This window comes from Mycobacterium sp. SMC-13, from assembly GCF_045311035.1.
GTDB lineage: Bacteria > Actinomycetota > Actinomycetes > Mycobacteriales > Mycobacteriaceae > Mycobacterium.
The window spans coordinates 111,757-133,198 of record NZ_JBJIAI010000002.1 but is presented as its reverse complement, the minus strand read 5'-3'; the positions used below and the strand labels follow the sequence as shown (position 1 = coordinate 133,198).

General features: G+C 62.6%; 26 protein-coding genes. All 26 read left to right on the top strand.

What is annotated here, in order from left to right:
* Window positions 1-45 precede the first annotated feature (45 nt).
* The 26 genes from ACJH6I_RS03675 (at window position 46) to ACJH6I_RS03550 (ending at window position 21,411) form a co-directional block, all read left to right on the top strand.
* On the top strand, window positions 46-699 hold the full coding sequence (locus ACJH6I_RS03675) for a hypothetical protein (protein ID WP_406783766.1): 654 nt from the start codon (window positions 46-48) through the stop codon (window positions 697-699).
* A complete protein-coding gene (locus tag ACJH6I_RS03670; RefSeq protein WP_406783765.1) occupies window positions 696-956 on the top strand; it encodes a hypothetical protein in 261 nt (86 codons plus the stop codon). The genes ACJH6I_RS03675 and ACJH6I_RS03670 overlap by 4 nt, the downstream gene beginning before the upstream one ends.
* Before the next feature lie 64 nt (window positions 957-1,020).
* A complete protein-coding gene (locus ACJH6I_RS03665) occupies window positions 1,021-1,194 on the top strand; it encodes a hypothetical protein (protein ID WP_406783764.1) in 174 nt (57 codons plus the stop codon).
* Between the two features lie 639 nt (window positions 1,195-1,833).
* Window positions 1,834-2,052 (top strand): helix-turn-helix domain-containing protein, encoded by a 219-nt coding sequence (locus ACJH6I_RS03660; protein WP_406783763.1) that lies wholly within the window; start codon window positions 1,834-1,836, stop codon window positions 2,050-2,052.
* Window positions 2,049-2,996: a hypothetical protein gene (locus ACJH6I_RS03655; RefSeq protein ID WP_406783762.1), complete on the top strand. Its 948-nt coding sequence runs from the start codon at window positions 2,049-2,051 to the stop codon at window positions 2,994-2,996. The genes ACJH6I_RS03660 and ACJH6I_RS03655 overlap by 4 nt, the downstream gene beginning before the upstream one ends.
* A 456-nt stretch (window positions 2,997-3,452) precedes the next feature.
* A complete protein-coding gene (locus ACJH6I_RS03650; RefSeq protein WP_406783761.1) occupies window positions 3,453-3,581 on the top strand; it encodes a hypothetical protein in 129 nt (42 codons plus the stop codon).
* On the top strand, window positions 3,578-4,006 hold the full coding sequence (locus tag ACJH6I_RS03645) for a hypothetical protein (protein ID WP_406783760.1): 429 nt from the start codon (window positions 3,578-3,580) through the stop codon (window positions 4,004-4,006). The genes ACJH6I_RS03650 and ACJH6I_RS03645 overlap by 4 nt, the downstream gene beginning before the upstream one ends.
* Window positions 4,007-4,219: 213 nt before the next feature.
* The gene (locus ACJH6I_RS03640; protein WP_406783759.1) at window positions 4,220-4,462 is read left to right on the top strand and encodes a hypothetical protein; all 243 of its coding nucleotides are present in this window, start codon (window positions 4,220-4,222) and stop codon (window positions 4,460-4,462) included.
* A gap of 269 nt (window positions 4,463-4,731) precedes the next feature.
* On the top strand, window positions 4,732-5,172 hold the full coding sequence (locus ACJH6I_RS03635; RefSeq protein WP_406783843.1) for an AAA family ATPase: 441 nt from the start codon (window positions 4,732-4,734) through the stop codon (window positions 5,170-5,172).
* A 225-nt stretch (window positions 5,173-5,397) separates the two neighbouring features.
* Window positions 5,398-5,748: a hypothetical protein gene (locus ACJH6I_RS03630; RefSeq protein ID WP_406783758.1), complete on the top strand. Its 351-nt coding sequence runs from the start codon at window positions 5,398-5,400 to the stop codon at window positions 5,746-5,748.
* A 31-nt stretch (window positions 5,749-5,779) separates the two neighbouring features.
* Window positions 5,780-7,174, top strand: coding sequence for a terminase (locus tag ACJH6I_RS03625; protein ID WP_406783842.1), 1,395 nt, complete (start codon window positions 5,780-5,782; stop codon window positions 7,172-7,174).
* A gap of 28 nt (window positions 7,175-7,202) precedes the next feature.
* Complete coding sequence (locus ACJH6I_RS03620) at window positions 7,203-7,385, top strand: hypothetical protein (protein WP_406783757.1); 183 nt, start codon at window positions 7,203-7,205, stop codon at window positions 7,383-7,385.
* Complete coding sequence (locus ACJH6I_RS03615) at window positions 7,382-8,857, top strand: phage portal protein (protein ID WP_406783756.1); 1,476 nt, start codon at window positions 7,382-7,384, stop codon at window positions 8,855-8,857. The genes ACJH6I_RS03620 and ACJH6I_RS03615 overlap by 4 nt, the downstream gene beginning before the upstream one ends.
* Complete coding sequence (locus ACJH6I_RS03610) at window positions 8,820-9,788, top strand: HK97 family phage prohead protease (protein ID WP_406783755.1); 969 nt, start codon at window positions 8,820-8,822, stop codon at window positions 9,786-9,788. The genes ACJH6I_RS03615 and ACJH6I_RS03610 overlap by 38 nt, the downstream gene beginning before the upstream one ends.
* 2 nt (window positions 9,789-9,790) lie before the next feature.
* The gene (locus ACJH6I_RS03605; RefSeq protein ID WP_406783754.1) at window positions 9,791-11,248 is read left to right on the top strand and encodes a phage major capsid protein; all 1,458 of its coding nucleotides are present in this window, start codon (window positions 9,791-9,793) and stop codon (window positions 11,246-11,248) included.
* Between the two features lie 88 nt (window positions 11,249-11,336).
* Entirely contained in the window at window positions 11,337-11,627 is a 291-nt protein-coding gene (locus tag ACJH6I_RS03600; RefSeq protein WP_406783753.1) for a hypothetical protein, read from the top strand.
* Window positions 11,624-12,031, top strand: a complete 408-nt coding sequence (locus ACJH6I_RS03595; protein ID WP_406783752.1) for a hypothetical protein — start codon at window positions 11,624-11,626, stop codon at window positions 12,029-12,031. The genes ACJH6I_RS03600 and ACJH6I_RS03595 overlap by 4 nt, the downstream gene beginning before the upstream one ends.
* Window positions 12,032-12,033: 2 nt before the next feature.
* The gene (locus ACJH6I_RS03590; protein WP_406783751.1) at window positions 12,034-12,597 is read left to right on the top strand and encodes a hypothetical protein; all 564 of its coding nucleotides are present in this window, start codon (window positions 12,034-12,036) and stop codon (window positions 12,595-12,597) included.
* Entirely contained in the window at window positions 12,594-12,989 is a 396-nt protein-coding gene (locus ACJH6I_RS03585) for a hypothetical protein (RefSeq protein ID WP_406783750.1), read from the top strand. The genes ACJH6I_RS03590 and ACJH6I_RS03585 overlap by 4 nt, the downstream gene beginning before the upstream one ends.
* A 1-nt stretch (window position 12,990) precedes the next feature.
* Window positions 12,991-13,452: an HK97 gp10 family phage protein gene (locus ACJH6I_RS03580; protein WP_406783749.1), complete on the top strand. Its 462-nt coding sequence runs from the start codon at window positions 12,991-12,993 to the stop codon at window positions 13,450-13,452.
* Window positions 13,452-13,871, top strand: a complete 420-nt coding sequence (locus ACJH6I_RS03575; protein ID WP_406783748.1) for a hypothetical protein — start codon at window positions 13,452-13,454, stop codon at window positions 13,869-13,871. The genes ACJH6I_RS03580 and ACJH6I_RS03575 overlap by 1 nt, the downstream gene beginning before the upstream one ends.
* Window positions 13,872-13,959: 88 nt before the next feature.
* On the top strand, window positions 13,960-15,024 hold the full coding sequence (locus ACJH6I_RS03570; protein ID WP_406783747.1) for a hypothetical protein: 1,065 nt from the start codon (window positions 13,960-13,962) through the stop codon (window positions 15,022-15,024).
* A gap of 106 nt (window positions 15,025-15,130) precedes the next feature.
* Window positions 15,131-15,661, top strand: coding sequence for a hypothetical protein (locus tag ACJH6I_RS03565; RefSeq protein ID WP_226518888.1), 531 nt, complete (start codon window positions 15,131-15,133; stop codon window positions 15,659-15,661).
* Window positions 15,615-16,010 carry a hypothetical protein gene (locus ACJH6I_RS03560; RefSeq protein WP_226518887.1) on the top strand — a complete coding sequence of 132 codons (396 nt, stop codon included), beginning with the start codon at window positions 15,615-15,617 and terminating at the stop codon, window positions 16,008-16,010. The genes ACJH6I_RS03565 and ACJH6I_RS03560 overlap by 47 nt, the downstream gene beginning before the upstream one ends.
* A 20-nt stretch (window positions 16,011-16,030) precedes the next feature.
* Window positions 16,031-19,690, top strand: coding sequence for a transglycosylase family protein (locus ACJH6I_RS03555; protein WP_406783746.1), 3,660 nt, complete (start codon window positions 16,031-16,033; stop codon window positions 19,688-19,690).
* The gene (locus ACJH6I_RS03550) at window positions 19,687-21,411 is read left to right on the top strand and encodes a hypothetical protein (RefSeq protein ID WP_406783745.1); all 1,725 of its coding nucleotides are present in this window, start codon (window positions 19,687-19,689) and stop codon (window positions 21,409-21,411) included. Before ACJH6I_RS03555 ends, ACJH6I_RS03550 begins: the two co-directional genes overlap by 4 nt.
* Window positions 21,412-21,442: the final 31 nt, after the last annotated feature.

Genomic DNA, 21,442 nt, shown 5'->3' with positions numbered 1-21,442 from the left:
CTGCCACCCGCGATAGATGACACCCCACAACCCCCTGGAGGCGAAATGAGCCCGCAAAAAGACCTACCCGAACACAACGACGAACCAACGACTGAGGCGATCATCGCCTACGCACTCCGCGATCACGTCGGTCCCGGCCGAGACTGGATCGCGCCGCACGTCGTCGAAGCGCTCAAGGAAGCCGGATTCGAGATCACCAAGCGGTCCGAGCTCGGCGTCACGAAGGGCCTGCCGGGAATCGCAGCCGAGGCAGGTATCCGGGCGCTCAAGCAACTCACGACAGGGATGAAGTTCCCGCCCCCACCGGAGCCTGACCGAGTCTTGGCGTACCCAACTTGGGGGCTCGAGTACCTGGCACCCGGCGCATCGACTGCCGCGCAGACCGGCATGGACATCGCCAACCGGACCATCGCGTACGGCTCACTCAACCCGGACGAAGCGCTCAAACTCGCCTTGGAGTTGATCGGCCGGCGTAGTGATGTCGTCGCCGTCCAACTACCCGAACCGCTCCGGGAACGCATCTGGCCCATCGTCATCGGCGGCGAAACTGAAACCGTCTGGCTGAACCCCGCCGCGAATGAAGACCTGATCGTGGTGAGTGGCACGTGCACGCTCGACGCCACCGAGGCACGCAACCTTGCCGCCGCCCTCCTTGCCGCTGCTGCACGTGTTGACGCCGCCGAGGGTGAGGCGAAATGAGCGAGCAACCCGACGCACGCCCAGCAGCATTCCTCGCAGCGTGGGGACTGCTCCGAGAAGCCGGGGAAATCATGCAAGAGGCCAAGTTTGGGGCCGATCGCGCCGCTGAACTCTCCATCAGCATGGCCGCCGTCTATGCCCGTCTCGCCACAGCAACGAAAGACGTTGGGACGCAAGCGGGTCATCACATTGACGAGGCCGAGAAGGCGGCGCAACGCACGGACGACTTCATCGCCGAACAGGACGATGCCCGATGACTGCTGATTCCCTCACCTCGTGGCGCAACCGACGCAGATACCACCGAACAAGCTGGAGGAAACGATGAGCGACAACGACCGAATCCCTGTCGATCCGCGCCCGTACGAAAGAGCTACGGCGATCATCAACCTCATCCAGAGCATGCTCATCGCGATGGCTGTCATTGCCGCAATCGCTGGAATCGCCATCGTGGTGGATTGGGCGCTCGCTGCATTTGGGGCGGCGGTGTGCAAATGACTCGCGCCCGTCACCGCCTGTTCGACGCGAAACGCCGCGACGGATGGATGACATACATGCGCAACGGTGAAATGCGCGCCCGTGTAACCACATCCGTCTCAGGTTGGGCGCGACTAACAATCCACTGGGACAACCCCAATAGTCTCGAATCAACAGGCGTGACATGGGAGATTAGGTCATGAACACCAACCAGCCTCGCGTGTTCCAAGCGAATTGGCCTGGCGTGTGCCAAGAATGCAGCGATCCGATTCATGTTGGCGACTGGATTGAACGACACATCGACGGATACCAGCACACCGACTGTCGCGCCGCCACAAAGGAATACACACGCGCCGACGCCTGCACAAAATGCTTCCTAGTGCACGCAGGGGAGTGCTTCTAATGGTGATTCCTGAGCCGATACCCGACCCGCAAAACTGCCGACACCCCGAACTCGTCGCCATCGGTGACACAGAAGACGGCATGTGCTGCGCGTGCGGGGTAGTCATGAGCTTCAAAGCATGGGACGGGGAACGATGACCTGGACAACCAACGTCACCTGCCGCAGATGCCAACGATGCCACTGGATAGTCGTTGACGGCGTCTGGACATGCGTGTGCGGAAAACCCATGGACACAGGCGAGATTGAGGACAGCCGAAATGACTGACGTCCGCGCCATCATCAACCAACTCGCAGCCCGCAGAAAACAACTCGGCCTCACACAAACCGAAATCGCACGACGCTGCCACCTCACACCCAACGCCATCAGCCAACTCGAACGCCGAAACTTCGCAGGCACACGAGTCAGCACACTCCTCGCATACGCCAACGCCATCGGAGCACGCATCACCATCGAGACAGGAGACACCGCCGAATGATCGAATGCACTCGTTGCGCGCGCAAGACTGAGTTGTACCTGTGTTCAACATGCATCGGCGACCTACGCAAGATGCTGCACGAGCTGCCCTGGTGGATCGCGCGTCTGATCGAAACTGAGATCGGCCAGACGCGCATGGGCGACGGTGGCCGCAGAACCAAGCGCCGTGACGTGCTACATGGTGACGATGATCTGGCCGCGCACATCGAGCCATTCCCGCGAGACAGTGATCGGCCGGCGACTCCGAAAGATCGTGCCGCACGTCAGAAGATGGCGCTACGTCATGCTTTGGCGACCGGCCGCATCAATGGCCGCGCATCCGAGGAACTGCAGCGGGTGCACAACACACTCGCCTGGTGGATCAAGGATGTGTGCACGAGCCGTGGTGTTGAGCTGCCAGAGATTCACACGGCGGCAGGCATGGCTCGGTGGCTGCGGAACCACTGCGATGCTGCGGCGCATCAGGAGGATGGGCTGAACCTCATCGCCGACATCGAGGAGGTGCAGAAGTCCATCGCGCGCGTGGTGAACCGGCCAGTAGCGCCACTGGTGATCGGACCGTGTGTGACCGACCCTGCGCCCGAGAAGGTGATCGAAAAGCGCACGGAAGACGGCGATACGACCACTCGGTGCAACTACGCACTGCACGCCGGGAAGAAAGCCGACAAGGTCACCTGTCCGCAGTGCGAAGAGACGCATGACGTGTCGGACGTGCTCACCAAGAACCTGGCCGAACTAGATGCCGTGCTGGTGACCGTGCGAGACCTCGTCGACTGGGTATTGCCTCGATTGGATGAGCCGGTGCCGCAACGGACGATTGAGCGCTGGATCGTCAAGGGTTGGGTTGAAGTGCGAGGTCATGACGCCAGTGGTGCGAACATGGTGACCATTGGCGACGTGCGTAGGGCAAGAGCGTCGAGACCGCGGCACGGAAAGGCTGGCTGAGGTGTTCAAGGTCGGTGACCGGGTGGGCGCAAAAGCCGAAGTCCGAGCGCGATACACAGAGGATGGCAACACGAACCCGCTCTATGGACACGTCGTCGGATTTGGTCAATCACTCGTGTGGGTGCGAGACCATCTCGGCGGCGAATGGGGATTGCCTGAGCACTGTCTTGAGCACATCGACTAACTCGACACGCGGCCACGTAGTAGCAAAAGCGCTTGCCGATATGTCAAAATGGCGCTGACCGTGCCAGTAGTAGACGCTGCCCTGACACGGTTTTCGCGTGTTCGGAGGTGTTTCGTGCCCGACATTCAAGTGCAACTCACCACCTTGATCCGTATCGCACTCAACAAACTTCGGGACGCGCGCGCAAGCGGTGACGACGACCGAATTGAGGTCGCACAACGGCGATTCGACTACCTGTGCGACAAACTGCCCAGAACAGCCGAGGAGAAGCGATGATCAAGCAGAACGACGATCGCGGCACCTGGCACACCACCAGCAAGGGCGAGCGGTTCTTCATTCCTGCCACTGGCTGGCAGCGTCGTCTATTCGACGGACTCGCTGGCGCGCATCCCAAGCGATGAACCTCGACGACCTCGCCGAACAAGCAGCACCACTCCTCGCCACCCTCATCTACCCAGGCGACAACGACACGCCAGCATTCCCACTCAACGTCCCCGTCTTCCAACCACACACACTCCCCGAAGGCATGGCAGACGCAGAAGCCGAAGAACTCGGCCTACCCACCAACAACTTCGGCATTCTGTTCCTGAAGGCCCTGTTCCACACACTGACTACGCAGCTCGGCGTCACTATGGTCGACGCGGCAGAACTGGCCGACCTGCAAGCAGCGGCCGCCAAGAATGAGCACAAGCGCAACGAGGTCAAACGCTTCCAGTTCGCATGCGGCGAACCGGCATTCCGCGTCATGGTCAAAGACTTCGACAGCGACCACCCGATCATCCCGTGCGAAACCGACAACGTACAGGCGGCACACACCCATGGCTAACATCCGCATCGAAATCGATGAGCGAAAGCGGGAAGCCGATGTCCACCGGCGCATGACCAAGGGTCATAACTCCCGATGCCCAACCTGCGACGCCGCACCACGTAGCCCATGTGTCACCAAATCCGGTGCGGCATTACCAGGTTGGCGACTGTGGTCCAACGACCATTCCAGCTATGAGCGCATGCCAGGGTGGCATACCCGGAGGTGGTTCCTGTGACCTACGTCCAGGTGTTCACCGGTGGCCAGCCCATAGACCCCGTGGCCATCAAAGCCGCTGGTGTGCAACAGATGTTCTCGGATGACGTCACCGACTGGAACCCACCACCCACACCACCACGCATCAACGGCCCCATCAAAGCCGCCGACATGCCACCAACCATCAGAGCCGTGTTGGCCAAGGCAATGGCTAAGGCGCTTGAGCAGGCGACTGGGTTCAAGGTGGACGTCAAGGCCTGATGCCTAAGCAGGGCAGCACAACGGCCAGAGGCTATGGGTCCGGTCATCAAGCACTACGCAAGCGATGGGCCGAACGAGTAGTAGCCGGCGAGGTCAACTGCTGGCGGTGTGGACTGCCGATTCAACCCGGGCAGAACTGGGACCTCGGACACTCGGACACCGACCGACGAAAGTACGAAGGCCCGGAACACGCCAACGCCAAGGATTGTCCAGAAGGCGGCAATCGAGCCACCAAAGGCCGAGGCAAGCCAAAGTCCAAGCCGGCCAACATCTACATCGTCACCGGCCCGCCAGCATCCGGTAAGACGACCTGGGTCCGCGAGCACGCCAAGCCTGGCGACATCACCATCGACTTCGACGCACTCGCCAACGTCCTCACGCCACCAGATGGACAGCCGCACAAGCACACGTCCACAGTGCAGGCAGTGACCAAGGCGGCTAGACAAGCAGCCATCGACAGCGCACTGACCCAGTCCGACGTGGACGTGTACATCATCCACTCAGACCCAGGCGCATCCACTATCGCCAAGTACCAGGGCCTCGGCGCACACATCATCACCATCGACCCCGGTCAGGACGTGGTGCTCGCCAGGTGCAGGGCCGAACGACCATGGCAGATGCAGCAAGCGGCAAAGCGGTGGTACCAGCAAACACGTGCCGCCGCCCAGCAAACTTCTGGACACGCTGCCGCACTCGACTGGTTCGGATGACGAATCAGTGCATAACCGCAGGTCAGAGGCTCGCGGCAGACATGAGCGGATGGCACTCAATCCACTGATCAGCAAAAGCCCAGGTCAGGGGGGTGGGTAGGCATCGTAACCCCTGGCCGGCCTACTGACCCCATCGTTCCCGTCAAATCTCTCCCCGAACTTTTTCCGCCAAAACGCGCTACGCCAGCAAACTTTCGGGCAAACGTCGAGCGAAAGGGGCTGACGATGACCGTCGATTCGAAACCCCTGCGTGCAGTGGGTAAGGATGAGAAAGCTCCACCGAAGCCTCCGAAAGACGTGGCTGAAGCGGCAAAGAGTGGAACGCCGCGGGAGTTGTTGGTTGCGATGCGTGACCGGATTGCGGTCACGGTGACTGATCCTACTTGCCCCGCGCGGGAATTGGCATCCCTCACGAAGCGGTTGCAGGACATTGCGAATGCGATTGACGCGATGGACGCGCGGGAGAACTCGCAGCTGCGGGTGCGTGAGCTCGAGGTGGCGTTGCAGGAAGTGGCGCCGAATCATCCACTGATCAGTGATGCGGTAGATGACACGTACGACGCTTCCGTCGTCTAACCCGAAACTGTCGGAGGCGGCCCGGGAGTTGGTGATCCCCGAGGGGATTGTCACGTCGGTGTTCCCGCGGGTGCAGAAGCGGCTGAACGACGTTGGCGTGTTCTTTGATCCGTGGCAACAGGGTGCCGGAACAGTGGCGCTGGGCTGCCGGAAGGACGGCAAGTTCGCGGCCGGCGTCGGTGGCGCGTGTGGTTCGATTCCGCGGCAGGTCGGCAAAACGTTCTTTGTGAGCCGGCTCGAGCTCGGGTTGTGCTTGGAGTTCCCGGAGTGGAAGTGCGCGTGGACGTCGCACCATAACCGGACGACGACGAACACGTTCCGGTCAGTTCAGGGTCTGGTGCGGCGTAAGCAGATAGCACCGTTCCTGGCGCCGAACGGGATTCGGACGACGAACGGTGAGCAGGAAATCCGGTTCATCAACGGGTCGATCATGATGTTCGGCGCGCGGGAGCAGGGGTTCGGTCGCGGCCTGGATGAACTCGATTCTGAGGTGTTCGACGAGGCGCAGATTCTGACGCTGAAGGCGTTGGAGGATATGGTGCCGGCGACGAACCAGGCGCGTAATCCGCACGGCGGCCTGTTGTTCTTCATTGGTACGCCGCCGCGGCCCTCGGACCCGGGTGAGGCGTTCACCGCGAAGCGCGAGCAGGCGTTGTCGGGGAAGTCGAAGAACATCTTCTGGTTCGGGTTCAGCGCTGATCCCGAGTCGAAGCCTGACGACGTGTCGCAGTACCCGATCATGAATCCGTCTTTCCCGCACCGCACGCCGATGGAGGCGATGGAGCGGATGCGGGAGAACATCCCGGATGACGATTCGTGGAATCGTGAGGCGCGGGGCATTTGGCCGAAGGCTGGCATGGATGTCATCGACTTCAAGCAGTGGACCGATCTAGGTGATCCGTCGGCGCCGCCGCCCGATCGTGTGGTGCTGGTTGTTGCTGTGGCGCAGGATCGTTCGTGGTCTTGCATCGCGGTCGCCGGTGACGTGTTGGTCGGTGACGAAAAACGCACGCTAGTGATGTGCCAGTCGTTACCCGGTTTGGCTGGTGTCGCCGAGAAGGTCGCCGGGTTCAAGAAAGGCAAGAACGTCGCCGAGGTCGCACTGATTGGGGCGATGGCGAAGGCGTTGGCCCCTGACTTCACACAGGCGGGCATCGAGTTCGAAACCCTCACGGGCGCTGACGAGGCGGCGTCATGCGCAGCGTTTCAGGAGGCGGTGAAGTCAGCCGGCCTCGTGCATCTGAAGCAGGTGCAGTTGGACAAGGCGGTGAAGAACGCTCAGACGCGCATGTCGGGTGAGTCGGAGCGTTGGGACCGCAAGGACGTGAAGGTTGATGATTCGCCGTTGGTGGCGGTGTCTGGCGCTTTCTATCGGTGGGGTTTGCAGGCTGCGCCGGTTGAGGTTTGGGAGCCGCTGTGGACGTGATGGCGCAACAGGATTCGGGGGTGACGTGATGACTGCAGTTCGGTGGGTTGTCGCGGTGGCCCTGGGTTTTGTTGTGGCTGGTCTGGTGTTGGTGGTTACTGGTGTTGGGCTGTTGTGGGGTTCTGGCTGGGCGTTGATCGTCGGCGGCGTGTTGTTGGTTGCGTCGGCGGTTGGCGGGGCCGTGGCGTTGTTGTGGGGCTCTGAGAAGTGAGCTTGCTGGATCGACTGACCGGCAAATCGCCTGTGCGAGATCAGGTGTTGACGCTGGATCAATACGGCCAATTGCTGAATCAGTATCAGTACCAGTGGGGCGGCTTGGGCTACGCGGGTATTGGGTTGCAGCAGACGATCGCGGGGGCATCTACAGAGCGACCAGCGGATACGTTCGTTGGTTTGGCGTCGCAGGCGTACGCGGCGAACGGCGTGGTGTTCGCATGCATGTTGGTGCGGCAACTGGTGTTCTCGAGCATCCGGTTTCAGTGGCAGCGGATTCTGAACGGGAAGCCTTCGGAGACCTTCGGCGATCTGACGCTTGGGCTACTTGAGCAGCCGTGGCCTGGCGGCACGACGCAAGACTTGCTGGCACGTGCGGTTCAAGATGCCGACCTGGCGGGCAATTCCTATTGGTATCGGGATACTTCGCTGGCCAGGTTGGGTACGCAGTCGCCGAATTCCGAGATGGTGCGGTTGCGGCCAGATTGGGTGCAGGTCGTTGGCCAGGCGCGGCGCCTAGGGTCTGATGGTTCGCCGCGTGGCGGTGGGCAGGTTGGCTGGAAGAAGGCCGGCTACCTGTACACCGAGGGTGGCTACCATCCGGGCAACTCGAATACGGCCGTGGCGTTCACTGTCGACGAGGTTGCGCACTTCGCGCCGATTCCCGATCCGCTGGCCGTATTCACTGGAATGTCTTGGCTGACGCCGATTCTCCGCGAGATTCAGGCCGATCAGGCGATGACGCGGCACCAGCGGAAGTTCATGGATAACGGCGCGACGCCGAACATGGTGGTGAAGCACACGAGTTCGGATCGTGACGCGATCAAGAAGTGGGCCGAGGAACTTGATGGCAGCCATGCGGGTGTGGACAACGCGTACAAGACGCTGCACCTGTATCCGGGCGCTGAAGCGACCATCGTCGGGGCGAACCTCAAAGACATCGATTTCGCCGGTGTGCGTGAAGGTGGTGAGGTTCGGATCGCTGCGGCGGCCGGTGTGCCGCCCGTGATCGTGGGCCTGTCGAAGGGTCTCGACTCGGCGACGTATTCGAACTATGGGCAGGCTCGTCGACGGCTCGCTGACGGTACGGCGCATCCGTTGTGGCAGAACATGGCCGGCTCGATGCAGCAGATTCTTCCGCCACCGGGCAATGGCGTGCGGTTGTGGTACGACGCGACCGATGTGCCGTTCCTGCGTGAGGACGAGGCGGACGCGGCGAACATCGCGGCCGTCCGGGCATCGACCATCAATACCTACCTTGCCGCAGGCTTCACGGCCGAATCTGCGGTGAAGGCAGTCGATGCCGGAGATATCAACCTGTTGAAGCACACAGGGATGACGAGCGTCCAACTTCTACCGCCTGGGACGCCTAGCAAGTCGGCGCCCAGCGAAACGAATAATGCGCCACCACTTCAACTCATAAGGAGGAACAGTGACGGCAGCACAAGCCTCGAAAACACTTCCGCGTGAAGACCTTTGCCGGTCGGCGAAGTTCACACTCCTGCGGTCGGATAACAATGCCGATGGCGAGGACGACGGCCTGACCTTCGAGGGATACGGGGCGGTATTCGACTCGCCGACCCGCATCGACTCCTGGGAGGGCCTGTTTGACGAGCAGATCGCAGCAGGCGCGTTCCGGAAGTCAATCCGGGAACTCATTCCAAAGTTCCAGTTCGACCACGGCCGTTCGGTGTTTGGATCGCTGCCGTGCGGCGTCATCACCGACATTCACGAGGACGACAACGGGCTGTTCGTCCAGGCGCGTATGTCGTCGTCGTGGTTCTGGGAGCCGCTGCGTGAAGCGATCGCCTCGCAAGCCGTGGATGGAATGTCCTTCCGGTTCAGCGTCGTTCGCGATGAATGGCGCGACAACGCCGGGAAGCTCGTTAAGCCCGAAGAAGTCGACAAGATTCTGTACTACGGCGAGCAGCCCGAACGGACGCCACTGCTGCGCATTCTGAAGGAAGTGCGTGTCGCTGAGGTGGGGCCGGTCGTGTGGCCCGCCTACCCTGATACGACCGCGGGCCTGCGGTCCAAGGTGATCGACCTGGACCGGCTCCGCGATGGAGACCCCGAACACCGAAAGTTGTTCGCTGCTACCGCCCTGACGATCAGGACGGTAGAGGAATCCCGGGAAGACCCGGGTCAGTCCGATGCCGCGCCGCAAGGCACCACCCCTGACGGGGTCGCCGCCGAGCACCCGGGTGAGGACGACGACGCGCCGCGAAGCACCTGCCCCAATGGGCACGCCGCCGAGCACCCGTCGAATACACCCCAAGAAACCCCGCCGACCGATGAGATCGACGCCGCACGGGCCGCCGAAGAAGACAGGCTCTTCCGTGAGGCGCTGAACGAAGTCATGAATCAGCGGGACGCTCATCCCCCCATGAAAGGACTGTGACTGTGAAGCTCACGCATCAGCAGGCCGTCAACCGTGAGAAGGACATCCAGGAAGAGCTGGAGCGGCTGAACGGCAAGCAAGACAAGACCGCCGAGGACCGCGCCAAGGTCCCCGCACTGCTCACCGAGTTCCGTGAGGTGCACGCGCACCGCCTGGACCTCGAGCACGATGCCGCGCTGGCCGAGGTCCGCGCAGCAGCCAACCCCGGCGTCCCGGCCGCACCGGCTGTCGTGGACGGTGGCGAGACGCGCCAGTCGTACGACGTTGTCGACCGCCAGCGCATGGCCGGCGTTGACCTGGTCAACGGCAAGTTCAAGGACCCCTGGAACGTGTCCGAGCTCCGCTACGGCGCCAACAGTGAGCGTGAAATCCGCGCCCGCGCACTGGACGCCGTCGAGCGGATGGAGTTCGCCGACGACAAGGTCCGCGAGGCCGCAACCAAGCTGGTCGAGCGCGATCATGAGGGTAAGTCGAACAAGGCTCGCGATTTGGTGCTCGCCACCACCTCGCCCGCCTACTGCCGCGCCTTCATCAAGCTGATCCGCTCGCAGGGTCAGTTCGCTGTCCTCGACGGTGAAGAGATCGGCGCCATGCAGCGCGCGATGTCGCTGACTGACAACGCCGGCGGCTTCGCCGTGCCGTTCCAGCTGGACCCGACGGTCATCCTGACCGCCAACGGTTCGGTGAACCAGATTCGCCAGATTTCGCGGGTGGTGCAGGCCACCGGCGACACCTGGAACGGTGTGTCCTCGGCCGGTGTGACCGGCTCGTGGGACAACGAGGCCGACGAGGTTTCCGACGATGCGCCCACTCTGGCACAGCCGTCGATCCCGGTGTACAAGCTGCAGATTTTCGTGCCGCTGTCGCACGAAGTTCAGCAGGATGCGCCGAGCCTCGCCGACGACATCGCCAACATGATCGCGTTCGAGAAGGACGCGAAGGAGTCGGCGGCGTTCGCCACCGGCTCGGGCTCGAGCCAGCCGACGGGCATCGTCACCGCCCTCACCGGTGGCTCCTCGGTGGTCACGACCGGCACCAACGACACGTTCGCCGTCGGCGACGTGTACAAGACCGACTCGGCCCTGCCGGCTCGCTACGCGGCGAACGGTTCGTGGCTCGGCCACCGTGCGATCTACAACCTGATGCGCCAGTTCGACACCAACGGCGGTTCCGCGCTGTGGGGTCAGTTGGCTGACGCGCGTAAGCAGGAGCTGCTCGGTCGCCCGGACTACGTGTCGGAAGCGATGGCTTCGGCCGTCGCCGACGCTGCGAAGCTCCTGGTGTTCGGCGACTTCTCGAACTACGTGATCGCTGACCGCCTGGGGACGACCGTTTCCTACATCCCGCACCTCTTCGGCGCCAACGGTCGTCCGAAGGGCCAGGCCGGCTGGCACGCCTACATCCGGGTCGGTGCCGACTCGGTGAACGACGGCGCGTTCCGGATGCTGCAGGTTCAGTAGCGCGACGGGTTGGTGGCCCTGGGCTTGAAATAGGTTCAGGGCCACCACCCCTCAACCCCACCACCACACAACGATTGCGAGTTGCCTGATGAGTTACCGGTGCACCAACGCGTTCATCTCCGGACCCAACGTCTACGGCGGCGGCGCAGTCGTGACGGACGACGACCCGATCCTGAAGACCCATGCGGCGCACTTCGTGAAGGTCAGCGAGCCTCCGGCCGTCGTGGGCAGCGAAACCGCCTCGGCGGACGCGCCCCGGACGCCCGCGCCAGCCAAGAAGGTGCCCGCGAAGAAAGCCGCTCCGGCGAAAGTTGAACCCCGGCAGCAAGAACCGGTTCAGCCGAGCCCTGACTCCACAACGAAGAAGGAAACACTATGAGCTTCAACCTCGGAGCGCGTACGAAGGCCGTCAAGGCGCTGTCGTCGGGCACGGTGCAGACCGGCACCACCAACGGCGACGCGATCGACCTGGGGCAGAACAACTCCAACTTCCGCGATGTCCTGTTCATCATCACCTCGGGCACCCTCACTGACGGCACCTACACCGTGTCAGTCGAGGAGTCGGATGCCAGCGGTTCGGGCTACGCGGCCATCGGGTCGCACCGGCTCGTCACCGCAGCGCCCAGCTTCGCGGCCACCGACGACAACACCGTGAAGTCGGTTGCTTGCCGACCCACGAAGCGGTATGTGCGCGTGGTGATCACCGCAGCGACTGCTACCACTGGTGGCGTCCTGTCGGCGGTCGCAGTTCTCGCCAACGGCAGCGACAACCCGCCTGCCTAACAATGGCTGAGCTCACCGGCGCCGACTTGTCGGCGTACACCAATGGCCGGCTGCCCGATGATGAGGCAACCCAGGACTTACTGGGTGCTGCGTTGTCGGCGGCTCGGCGTTGGTGTGGGTGGTGGGTGTCGCCGGTTCAGACTGGTGTGACGGTTGAGGTCGACGGTCCGGGTGGTCGGGTGTTGTCTCTGCCGACACTGAATCTCGTTGCGCTGACTTCTGTGTCGGAATGTGGCGTGGCGTTGGATGTCGCCCGACTCGACAAGTCGAAGCGCAAGGGGACGGTCGAGAAGTACCCGTATGGGTGGTGGACGTCGCGTGCTGGTGCCATCAGCGTGACGATGACGCACGGGTTCACCGAGGTTGAGGCTGCGGATTGGCGGCGTGCGGTGTTGCGGCTCGCTGATCTGATGGACCGTGACGAGCAGGCCACGCAACGGAACTCGAGTGATCTGATTCGCAAGAAGATCGATGACGTCGAGTATCAGTGGGCGGCGGGGATCATCGACACGGATGAGCGGCTGCGGGCGTTGTTCTCGCAGTATCGGATTCTGCCGTCGCCGTGAGTGAGTCGTTTGGCGGCCAGGCGGTCGCTTTCGTGGCGGTCACTCAGTCTGGTGAGCCGGGTTGGGGTGGCTTGAAGCAGAAGTCGCGGACGGTGACTCGTCTTGCTGGCGTGCGGTTTCGGCCGGTGTCGGTGGATGAGACTCCGGTGACGCAGACGGACGCCACGACTGAGGTGTGGAAGCTGACTGCGCCGCCGGATGCTGTTGCGTTGGCGGCGAAGGGTAATGGTGAGCTGGTCTATGACGGCAGCCAGCATCCGGAACTGCTGGACCCCGAGGCCGATTCGACGCGGCAGTACGTGTTCCAGATCGATGGTCAGCGGATGCCGCGCCCGGACATGGATGGCGTGCTCCATCACGTGACGATCTATGCGAAGCGGCAGGTGGGCTGACATGGCGAATCCGTTCCGCGATCTCGGTGTTTCGGATGCTGAGGTGGAGAAGGCGATTCGCGAGTCGGTGGCTGTGAATCTCGGGATCGATGAGTTTGTTGAGAAAGAGTTGATCCCGTTCGCGCGCAGCATTAGCCCTGTCGATTCCGGCAAGTACGCGGCGTCGTGGAAGTTGAAGAAGAAGGCGAAGAACGGGAAGGCTGTTGCGGGGCCGACTGTTTGGTATGCGCACCTGATTGAGTTTGGGACTGGCGCGGACAAGAAGAACAAGCGCCATGTCAACAAGAAGCGTCCGAAGGAAGGCCGCAGGAACGTTCCGGGGCCTGGTGATTCGCGGATTATCGAGACTGGTGGCGAGTTTCTTGAGGTTGGTCCTGATACTCCGACGCCGGCGTTTGGTGTTGCGCAGAAGGTGGCTGAGCGGTTCGGCGGCACCTATAAGGGCGGCATAGGTACCGACTGATGTCTGATTCGCTGCTCGATGTTGATGCGCCGGATGACGAGGATTTCGTGTGCTGCTGGTTGCAGCCGGTGATCCGTGCGTCGGTGGAACGCGAGCTTGGTGATGAGTTGCCGTTCTGTACGGTGCAACGGATTTCGGGTGCCGACGACGAGAATGAAGGTGTCGACGACCCGACCACGCAGATCGATGTGTACGGCTACGGCGTAACTGCCGCGAAGGCTGCGTCAAAGACGATGCATCGCCGGATGAATCGCCTGTTCCGTGACTGCCCGAACGTAACCCTGTCGGACGGAACGATAGCCGCCCTGGACTACGGCGAGACGGTCATTAAGCCGTTCCGCATGACGTACGCGGACGACAAGATCGTCCGCTACACGGCCCGGTACAAACTGGGCTTCACACTCGTCCCCGTCGCCTGACGGGGCGCCGCGCCGCGGCACTTCAGCCCAATCCATTCGCCGGAACCCGTTCCGGTTCATTGCCATTCCCGAAAGAGGAGACATTTTCATGGCGATACCCGCAACCGGCAAGACGATGGCAGGTGCCGGCTATCTGGACAAGGACCCGCGGAAGCTCGAGCGCGGCAAGCCGATGGCGGTGTTCATCCGCGACAACCGTGGATCGGCCACCAACATCAGCCCGCACAACCCGGATGGGTCGATCAACTGGTCACCCCTGGCGACGGACGGCGCTCTCCGTGACGACCTCGGCCTGTTCAAGAAGGTCAACGGCGAGTACATCCTGAATCCCAGCCCGAACGAGGGGTTCCTGCGGTTCGTCTCCTTCAAGGAAGGTGACGGCCCGGAGTTCGATCAGTCGACGGACACCGACGAACTGATGATCGAGCAGGACGACGAGGTGTACGACTCGGTCACCACCAAGGAAGACCAGACGTTCACGTTCTCGTCGGTGGAGACGCTGGAGGATGCGTGGCGCCGGCTCCGTGACAACCTGCCGTTCAGCGATGCCGATGGCAACAACCTGGTGCAACTGCCGGGTGCGACGATCACCGGCTGGGGGCAGGCGAGCGGTTCGGAGCTCATTGACCGCCAGGCGCTGGTGGTGCGCGAATTCTCAAAGCCGGGCGGCGCCAAGGCGTACACCGTCAAGGCGTACTCGCTGTGCCGCCGGACCAAGGTCGACAAGATCAAGGCATCGAAGAAGGATGCCGAGACGGCCGCCTTCACGTTCCGGGCACTGCCCGATCCGTACTTCATGGCGAAGATCGACGGCGTGTATCAGCCGGTCAAGGGCCGGTATGAGTGGTCGTCGGTGAAGGGTGTGTACGCCTCTCCTGTCTCGCAGTACACGGTGTCGGTGGGTGCGGCTTCGGCTGGCACGTTCACCCTCGGCTACGGCGGTGTCAGCCCGACGTCGACGATCGCGTTCAACGCCAACAACACTGCGGTGAAGACCGCTCTGGTTGGTCTGGACGATGGCTACGTGGCCGCCGACTGGACCGTCAGTGGTTCGGCTCCGACGTGGACCGTCACCGTGCCGAACACCGGCAAGGTTCTGACGGGCGACGGCACCGGCCTGACCGGCGGCGCTCTCACCATCACCCCGGTGTAACAGACCTCGCGGGTGCGCGTTCGTTGGGCGGCGCGCACCCGCGAGCCATACAAGCAGGCGCCCAATGTGTTTCAGCTCAACAAAGCCCAAGGAAGGTAGCCCAGCCGTGCCCGAAAACGAAGAGAAGACCCCGATCGATCCCGAAGCCATCGAAGCTGCGCGTGAGCAAGCCGACGACTTCGAAAGCTTCCTGCGCCCACTGGAGATTCCCGTCAAGGACGGCGTGTTCAAGGTGACGCATCCGAACATGCTCGACGATGACCAGGACGAGCTCTACCAGCAGATGCGGTACGAGTTCAACCAGTGCGACCGCGCTGAAGAGGAAGTTCCGACATCGACCTTCGTGACGAAGGACGGCACCACCACGACGATCGAAGCGCATGTGGTTAAGGGCGGCTTCATCGACCCGTTCCAGAAGGACGGCAAGCGGATCACCCCGTCGTACAACGTCCAAATGGCGAAGATTCTGCTCGGCACCGAAGAGGAGTACGCGCGGTTCAAGGCCGCCGGCGGCACCTCGAATGCCATTGCGATCGCGCTCGCCAAGCGTTCTGAAGAGATGCGGAATCGGCGGGCCAGTGATCCCAAAAGTGGGGGCAGCACTGTGGTTCCTGAAGCGGTGGCCGAAACAGATTGAGGCTGATCTGCGGTTCGACCGCAGCATCCTCCGCGACTGGCACCGCGGCACGCGTGACGAGCACGGTCGGCTGAAGGTCACTAGCCGAGAACTGTTGGCAATCCTCGAATATCTGCCCGATGACGGCGCCCTGAAGATGGCGATGCACGGCCGCGAGGGCGACTGGGACGAGAAGACGCAGATTCTCGCTGGGATTCACAAAGAGCTGGCCTTCTATCACGCATGGAAGTACGGCGAAGACGAAGCGCGGACGTTCCTTTCGCCGAAGGAGCGCTGGGCTGCGTTCCAGGAGCAGGCCGACGAAGAGGCCGACCTTGAGTACGCGCTTGCGGCGGAAGACGACTACTGATGTGGAAGGTGGTGTGAGCGTTGGGGATTAGCCTTCCGATTGGGTCCCATCTTGATGAGTCCCAGGCGCGCCGCACCACCCGCCAGGCTGAGGATTACTTCTCGCAGGCTGGCCAGCGCGCCGGTAACGAGTTCTCCCGGCAGGTCAATCAGGGTCTTGGCCGTGTCGATACGGGCAAGGCGCGCGTCCAGGCTGCTGCGCTCGAGCGGGCTTACGACAAGGCGGCCGACGCTGCCGGACGGCTCCGTATCGAGGAAGCCAAGCTAGAGGCTGTTCAGGCGTCGGGCACGGCTACTCACGCGCAGCTCATCACCCACAGCGAGCGGGCAGAGCGAGCTCGCCGTGCTGAGGCTCGGGCGGTCCGTGAAGCCGCGAGTGCTTATCGGGAGATAGTTCAAGCGGGTTCTGGACTGACTTCGATCGGTAGAGCTGCGAGTGAATCCGCCGGCGGTGTCGCGAGGCTTGGCGCAGAGTCGGGCAGCCTGCTGCGCATTCTCGGCCCTGCTGGCATCGCCACGGCCGTGAACGGCGCCATCGAGGTCATTGGAACGCTCGGCAGCGCCGCCATGCAAACCTCCGGGGTCCTTGGCCTGCTGCCGGGTGTTGCGCTTGCGGTGGGCGCTGGCTTCGGGACGATGAAGATCGCCACGATGGGCTTCTCTGATGCGCTCGACAGCGTCGGAAAGTCGTTGCAGGACTTCAAGAACCCGAAGGCGTTCGCCGAGGATCAGAAGGCGTTCGCCGAGAGCATCCAGTCTCTTTCCCCAAATGCGCAGCAGGCCGCCCTGGCGATCAATGCGATGGTCCCTGCGTTTTACGACCTCAAGAACGCAACTCAGAACGCACTGTTCGACGGTGTGGGCCAGGAGTTGAATCGGCTCGCGTCCACGTATCTTCCGTCGATTCAGACGATGCTGTCGAGCATTGCCGGTTCGTTCAACTCGATGTTCAAGGGTGTTGCGAATCAGTTGATGACGCCGGAGACGCAGACGCAGCTCCAGCAGATGATGCAGAACATTAGCCAGGCGTTCCAAAATCTTGCTCCTGCAATGGGTCCGGTAACTCGGGCGTTCGCGGAGTTGGCGAATGTGTCCTCCAGCTTCCTGCCGGGTCTGGCGACGTCGATTGCGAACGTGGCGACGCAGTTCTCGAACTTCATCACCAACGCCGCTCAGTCAGGCCAGCTGCGCCAGTGGATTCAGGACGGCATCGACGCGGTCAAGGAGCTAGGCTCCACGATCCCTCCGCTGATCGACGGAATTAAGACACTCTTCGGCAAAGACGGCAAGGAAGCCGTTGACACCGTGAAGGATTCGGTGCTGCTCCTGGCTGGCACGTTCAAGCTCCTGAAGGGTGACGTCGAGGGCTTCAAGGACGTCTGGCCAAGCTTCGGTGATGCCGTGGTGAAGGTGTTCAACGACATCAACAGCACCATCAACAATCTGCTCATCGCGCCGTTGAACTTCGCGATCGACGCCCTGAACAAGATCGGCGCAGGCATTCCGAAGATTCCGACGATCGGCATGGGTACGACGCTACCGCCTGGCTCGAGCGGCGGCGGCTCTCCCGGATTTTCGGGCGGGGGTGGAAACTTTGGCCCTTCAGCCACTGTCGCTCCATCGGCGGGCGTAGGCAGCATTCCGGGATTGCGTTTGGCTACCGGCACTTCCGCGTGGTGGCCGACTGTTCCGAACTACCCGAATGGCGGCTACACAGTTCCTGGCTTGCCGGCTGATGATGCCAAGGGTAAGAAGCAGCCGTTGCCGACGGTTCCGATAGGCAACAACGACCCGATGTCGCTGTTGCAGGGTTTCCCGGCTACAGCATCGTTGTATTCGGCGGCTGGGACGGTTCTGGATAACCAGCAGAAGGTTGCGCAAGCCAAGTCGGATTTGAACACGCTGGAGAAGGCGAATGTTCGCGATGAGGACGCGATCCTCGCCAAGCGTAACGAGCTTGCCCGGGCGCAGCGTGAGGAACATGAGTCCGAGCTGCGGCTGAACGAAGCCAAGCAGCAGGCCGTCCAGCAGTCACTCAAGGGTATGCAGACTGCGCAGGGGGATTTGCAGCAGCTCGGCGCGCAGATCGACAAGGACTTCGGCGTCTCGAAGGGTCTCGGCGGGATTGTCGAGAACATGGTCAAGGCGCTCGGCAACATCGTCGCGGCACCGTTCTTGCAGGCGTTGGGTTTTGTGGCGAAGGCGAACCCGAACGAGGGCTCTGGTCTGGTGGGGATCATGGCCGCGAATGGTGCGTTCGGGTCTCAGTACACCCCGGGTGCGATCGCGATGATGCAGGCGTCTCAGCGAGGCGGTGGCGGCGGATACCCGGGCGGCTATGCCCCAGTGGCGGCAGCCGTGGGTGGTGGTCAGCCTTATGGACTGCCGAATGGTACCGATATTCGACAGGGCGCCCCAGGCTTCCCTAGTTGGGTTTACCAGGTGGCCAACGCTTTCGGGTTGCAGGCGAGCACCTATGCGGGCCACCAGGAGGATAAGGGCCAGGGCAATCAGGGCATTGACTGGTGGGGACCGGTTGAGAATCGGCAGCGGTTCGCCGAATGGCTCGCGCAGAACCGTGGCATGCCAGGGCTCGAGGACGTCATCTTCGAGAACCCGAACACCGGTCAGGACATCGGCGTCAACAACGGTCGCCTTGTTGGAACGCCGGGTAGCGCGGACCCGGGCTACTTCCGGCGCGGGAAGAACGACTTCGCCGACCACCGGGATCACGTTCACACGACGCAGAGCGAGTCACTCGGCCTGCCTGGAGCTCCGCAGGCGACAGATTCACTGAATGGTCTTGCGAGCGCTGCGAACTCGGCTGCCAACGCCCTCGGTGGACCTGGTGGCGGCTGGAACGCCGACTGGAACACCATGGCGCAGAAGGGGGCCAGTGGGAACTGGTCGGCGAACACCGGCAACGGGTTCTATGGCGGTCTGCAGTTCACTCAGCCGAGTTGGGATGCAGCCGGTGGTACGCAGTACGCGCCGCGCGCCGACCTGGCATCTCCTTATCAGCAGGCATTGACGGCCGAGCAGTTACTGCAGATGCAGGGTCCGGGTGCGTGGCCGAACACCTTCACGCCCGGATCGGCTGGACCTCCCGCACCCGGCGGTGGACCTATGTACCCCGGTATTGGCCCGTCGCAGGCACTTCCGGGCATGTCTCCGCTTGGCCCGGTGACGCCGGCGGTTGGTGGCGGCACTGCGTACCCGTCGCAGGGTGGCAACTCAGGCAACATCCTCGGCGGTATGGCGATGGACGGCATCATGGCCGCGACGTCCGGTTTGGACATGATGGCGCCGGGTGCTGGTGCTGCGGCGAAGATCGGTATCCAGGTCGCGAATCGGACCATCGGGTACGCCGCGCAGAACGCCGGCATCCTCGCGAACGGTATCGGAGAGTTCTTCTCGGTCGGCGACAATCCCAAGGGCAGCATCGGCGCCGGATGGCTCGGGAAGCTCGCCGGCGGTATCGCCGGTGCTGGCATGGCTCTGCCGAACATCGCGGGCCAGAAGGCACCTCAGCAGCAGCAGGGCGACCAGCAGCAAGGTGGCGGCGGAAACACCACGAACAACATCATGGTGCAGTCGCGCGAGGGCGCGAGCGGCCAGGAGCACGGTGAGCAGATCGCCGCCGAAACCAGCCGTATGTATGCGCCGGCGGGACGTCAATGACCGCGCCAGTGTTGCGCTACCCGAGTAACCCGGTTACGCCGGCGGGTGCCTACCACTTCCTGAATGGCACCTCTCCGCGCGTTCGGCTCACGGCGTTCGACGGCTCGGCGATCTTCGAGATCATGGGCGGCGGTTCAATTCCTGACCGGCATGTCTCGCCGGAATGCGTCCGTCTCGCTGCGCCGCCGAAAGGTGTTGCGGGGGCGTGGAAGATGGTGGATCAGCAGGGCGCGAACGAAGACGGTGTGACGTTCCTGTTCGCGGTCAATGAGGCGATGGAAACAACCTTGCCGCTCCATTTGATCGCGCGGAATCCGGCGTACCTGTGCAGGCTGCGTGACACGCTGGTCGGGTCGGTCGACAAGACAAAGCTGTCTCGGTTGTCGTGGTGGACGCAGGAATTGGGCTACTGGTTCGCTGATGTCCGTCATGCGCGGCCGTCGATCGAGGGCTACGACATCGGCAAGCGGCGCTCCACCAAGTACGACCTGCATCTGCGGGTCGATGGCGGTTCATGGCGCACCTTTGACCATGTCGACGAGTTCCGCCTGCCGTACGACTCGATGAAGGACACGTTCGATGTGGACTACGTCGAGGACAAGAACTGCGGCCCGAATTGGCCGTTGTACTTCACTGGTCCGGGTGGTGGTTACCCGTACACGTTGCGTGGTGCGATGCGGTGGCGTGATGATCCGTCGCGGACGTTCTTCACTGAGCCGCGTTCGTTCGTCGCCGGCCCGTTCAAGGACTTCTCGACGGCGTCGGATAACCAGGTCATCAGCATCGTGTTCGACTCCATTCAGGAGTGGGGCGCGTCGAATGACATCTGGGGGCGCAAAGGGCGCGGTCCGACGGGCCAGTGGAACGGCTATGGCGTCCGGGCGCGCATCACCGGTCCGTGGATTGAAGTCGCGGCGTACAACAACTTCCACAAGACGATCATCGCGCAGGGTTTCGCGTCGATTCCGTGGCCTCCTGGACCGGGGGAGCGGTTCCGGTTGGAGTGCGGCGGCCTGGATAAGGATGGCAACTTCAACCCGCGCATCTTCCGTGTCCGTCGCGGTGGGGCCACGGTATTCACCTGCAAGGACAAGGCCGGTGTGTCGTCGCTTGGGGCGTCGTTCCGTGGTGTCGGCACCGGTGGCCAAGCTGCCGGCGCGTTGGTCACGCAGGGCACTCCCGCGTCGTTGCGGGAGGTGTCGGCCGGCGACCTGACTTCATCGGCGCCGACGGGATACCTGACGCGGATCAACGTGGGAGACCAGGACGCGCCCGACCGGTACACCATCTATGGGCCTGGGACGTTCGAGATCGCATCCGGGCCTGGCGCTAAGCAGACGGTGAAGATCGGGCCGCTGTTGCCGAACCAGGTGGTGCAGTTGCGCACCGATGGTACGAAGCGGCGCATCATCGACCTGACTTCTGTGCCGCCGACCGCTGCCGAGCTGCTGGAGTACAAGAAGGCACTGGACGAGCTCGATTCGTATGCGCCGATCAAGAACATCGGCCCGACGCGCGCATCGAACGCGAGCGAGTTCGGTGTTGTTCCGCCGCAGGGCAATCTGCATCGGATCATCGATGGCTGGTTCACGCATCCGATCCCGGCGAAGTCTCCTGGTCGTAAGGCGCAGGAGTACCGGGTGTCGGTGAAGATCACCGGCGGTAACCCTGATTCGCGGGTCATCGCCGCGCTGACACCGTTGCGGAAGCTGCCCTACTAGATGGCCACCACGAGAGCCGCCCAGTTCGCTG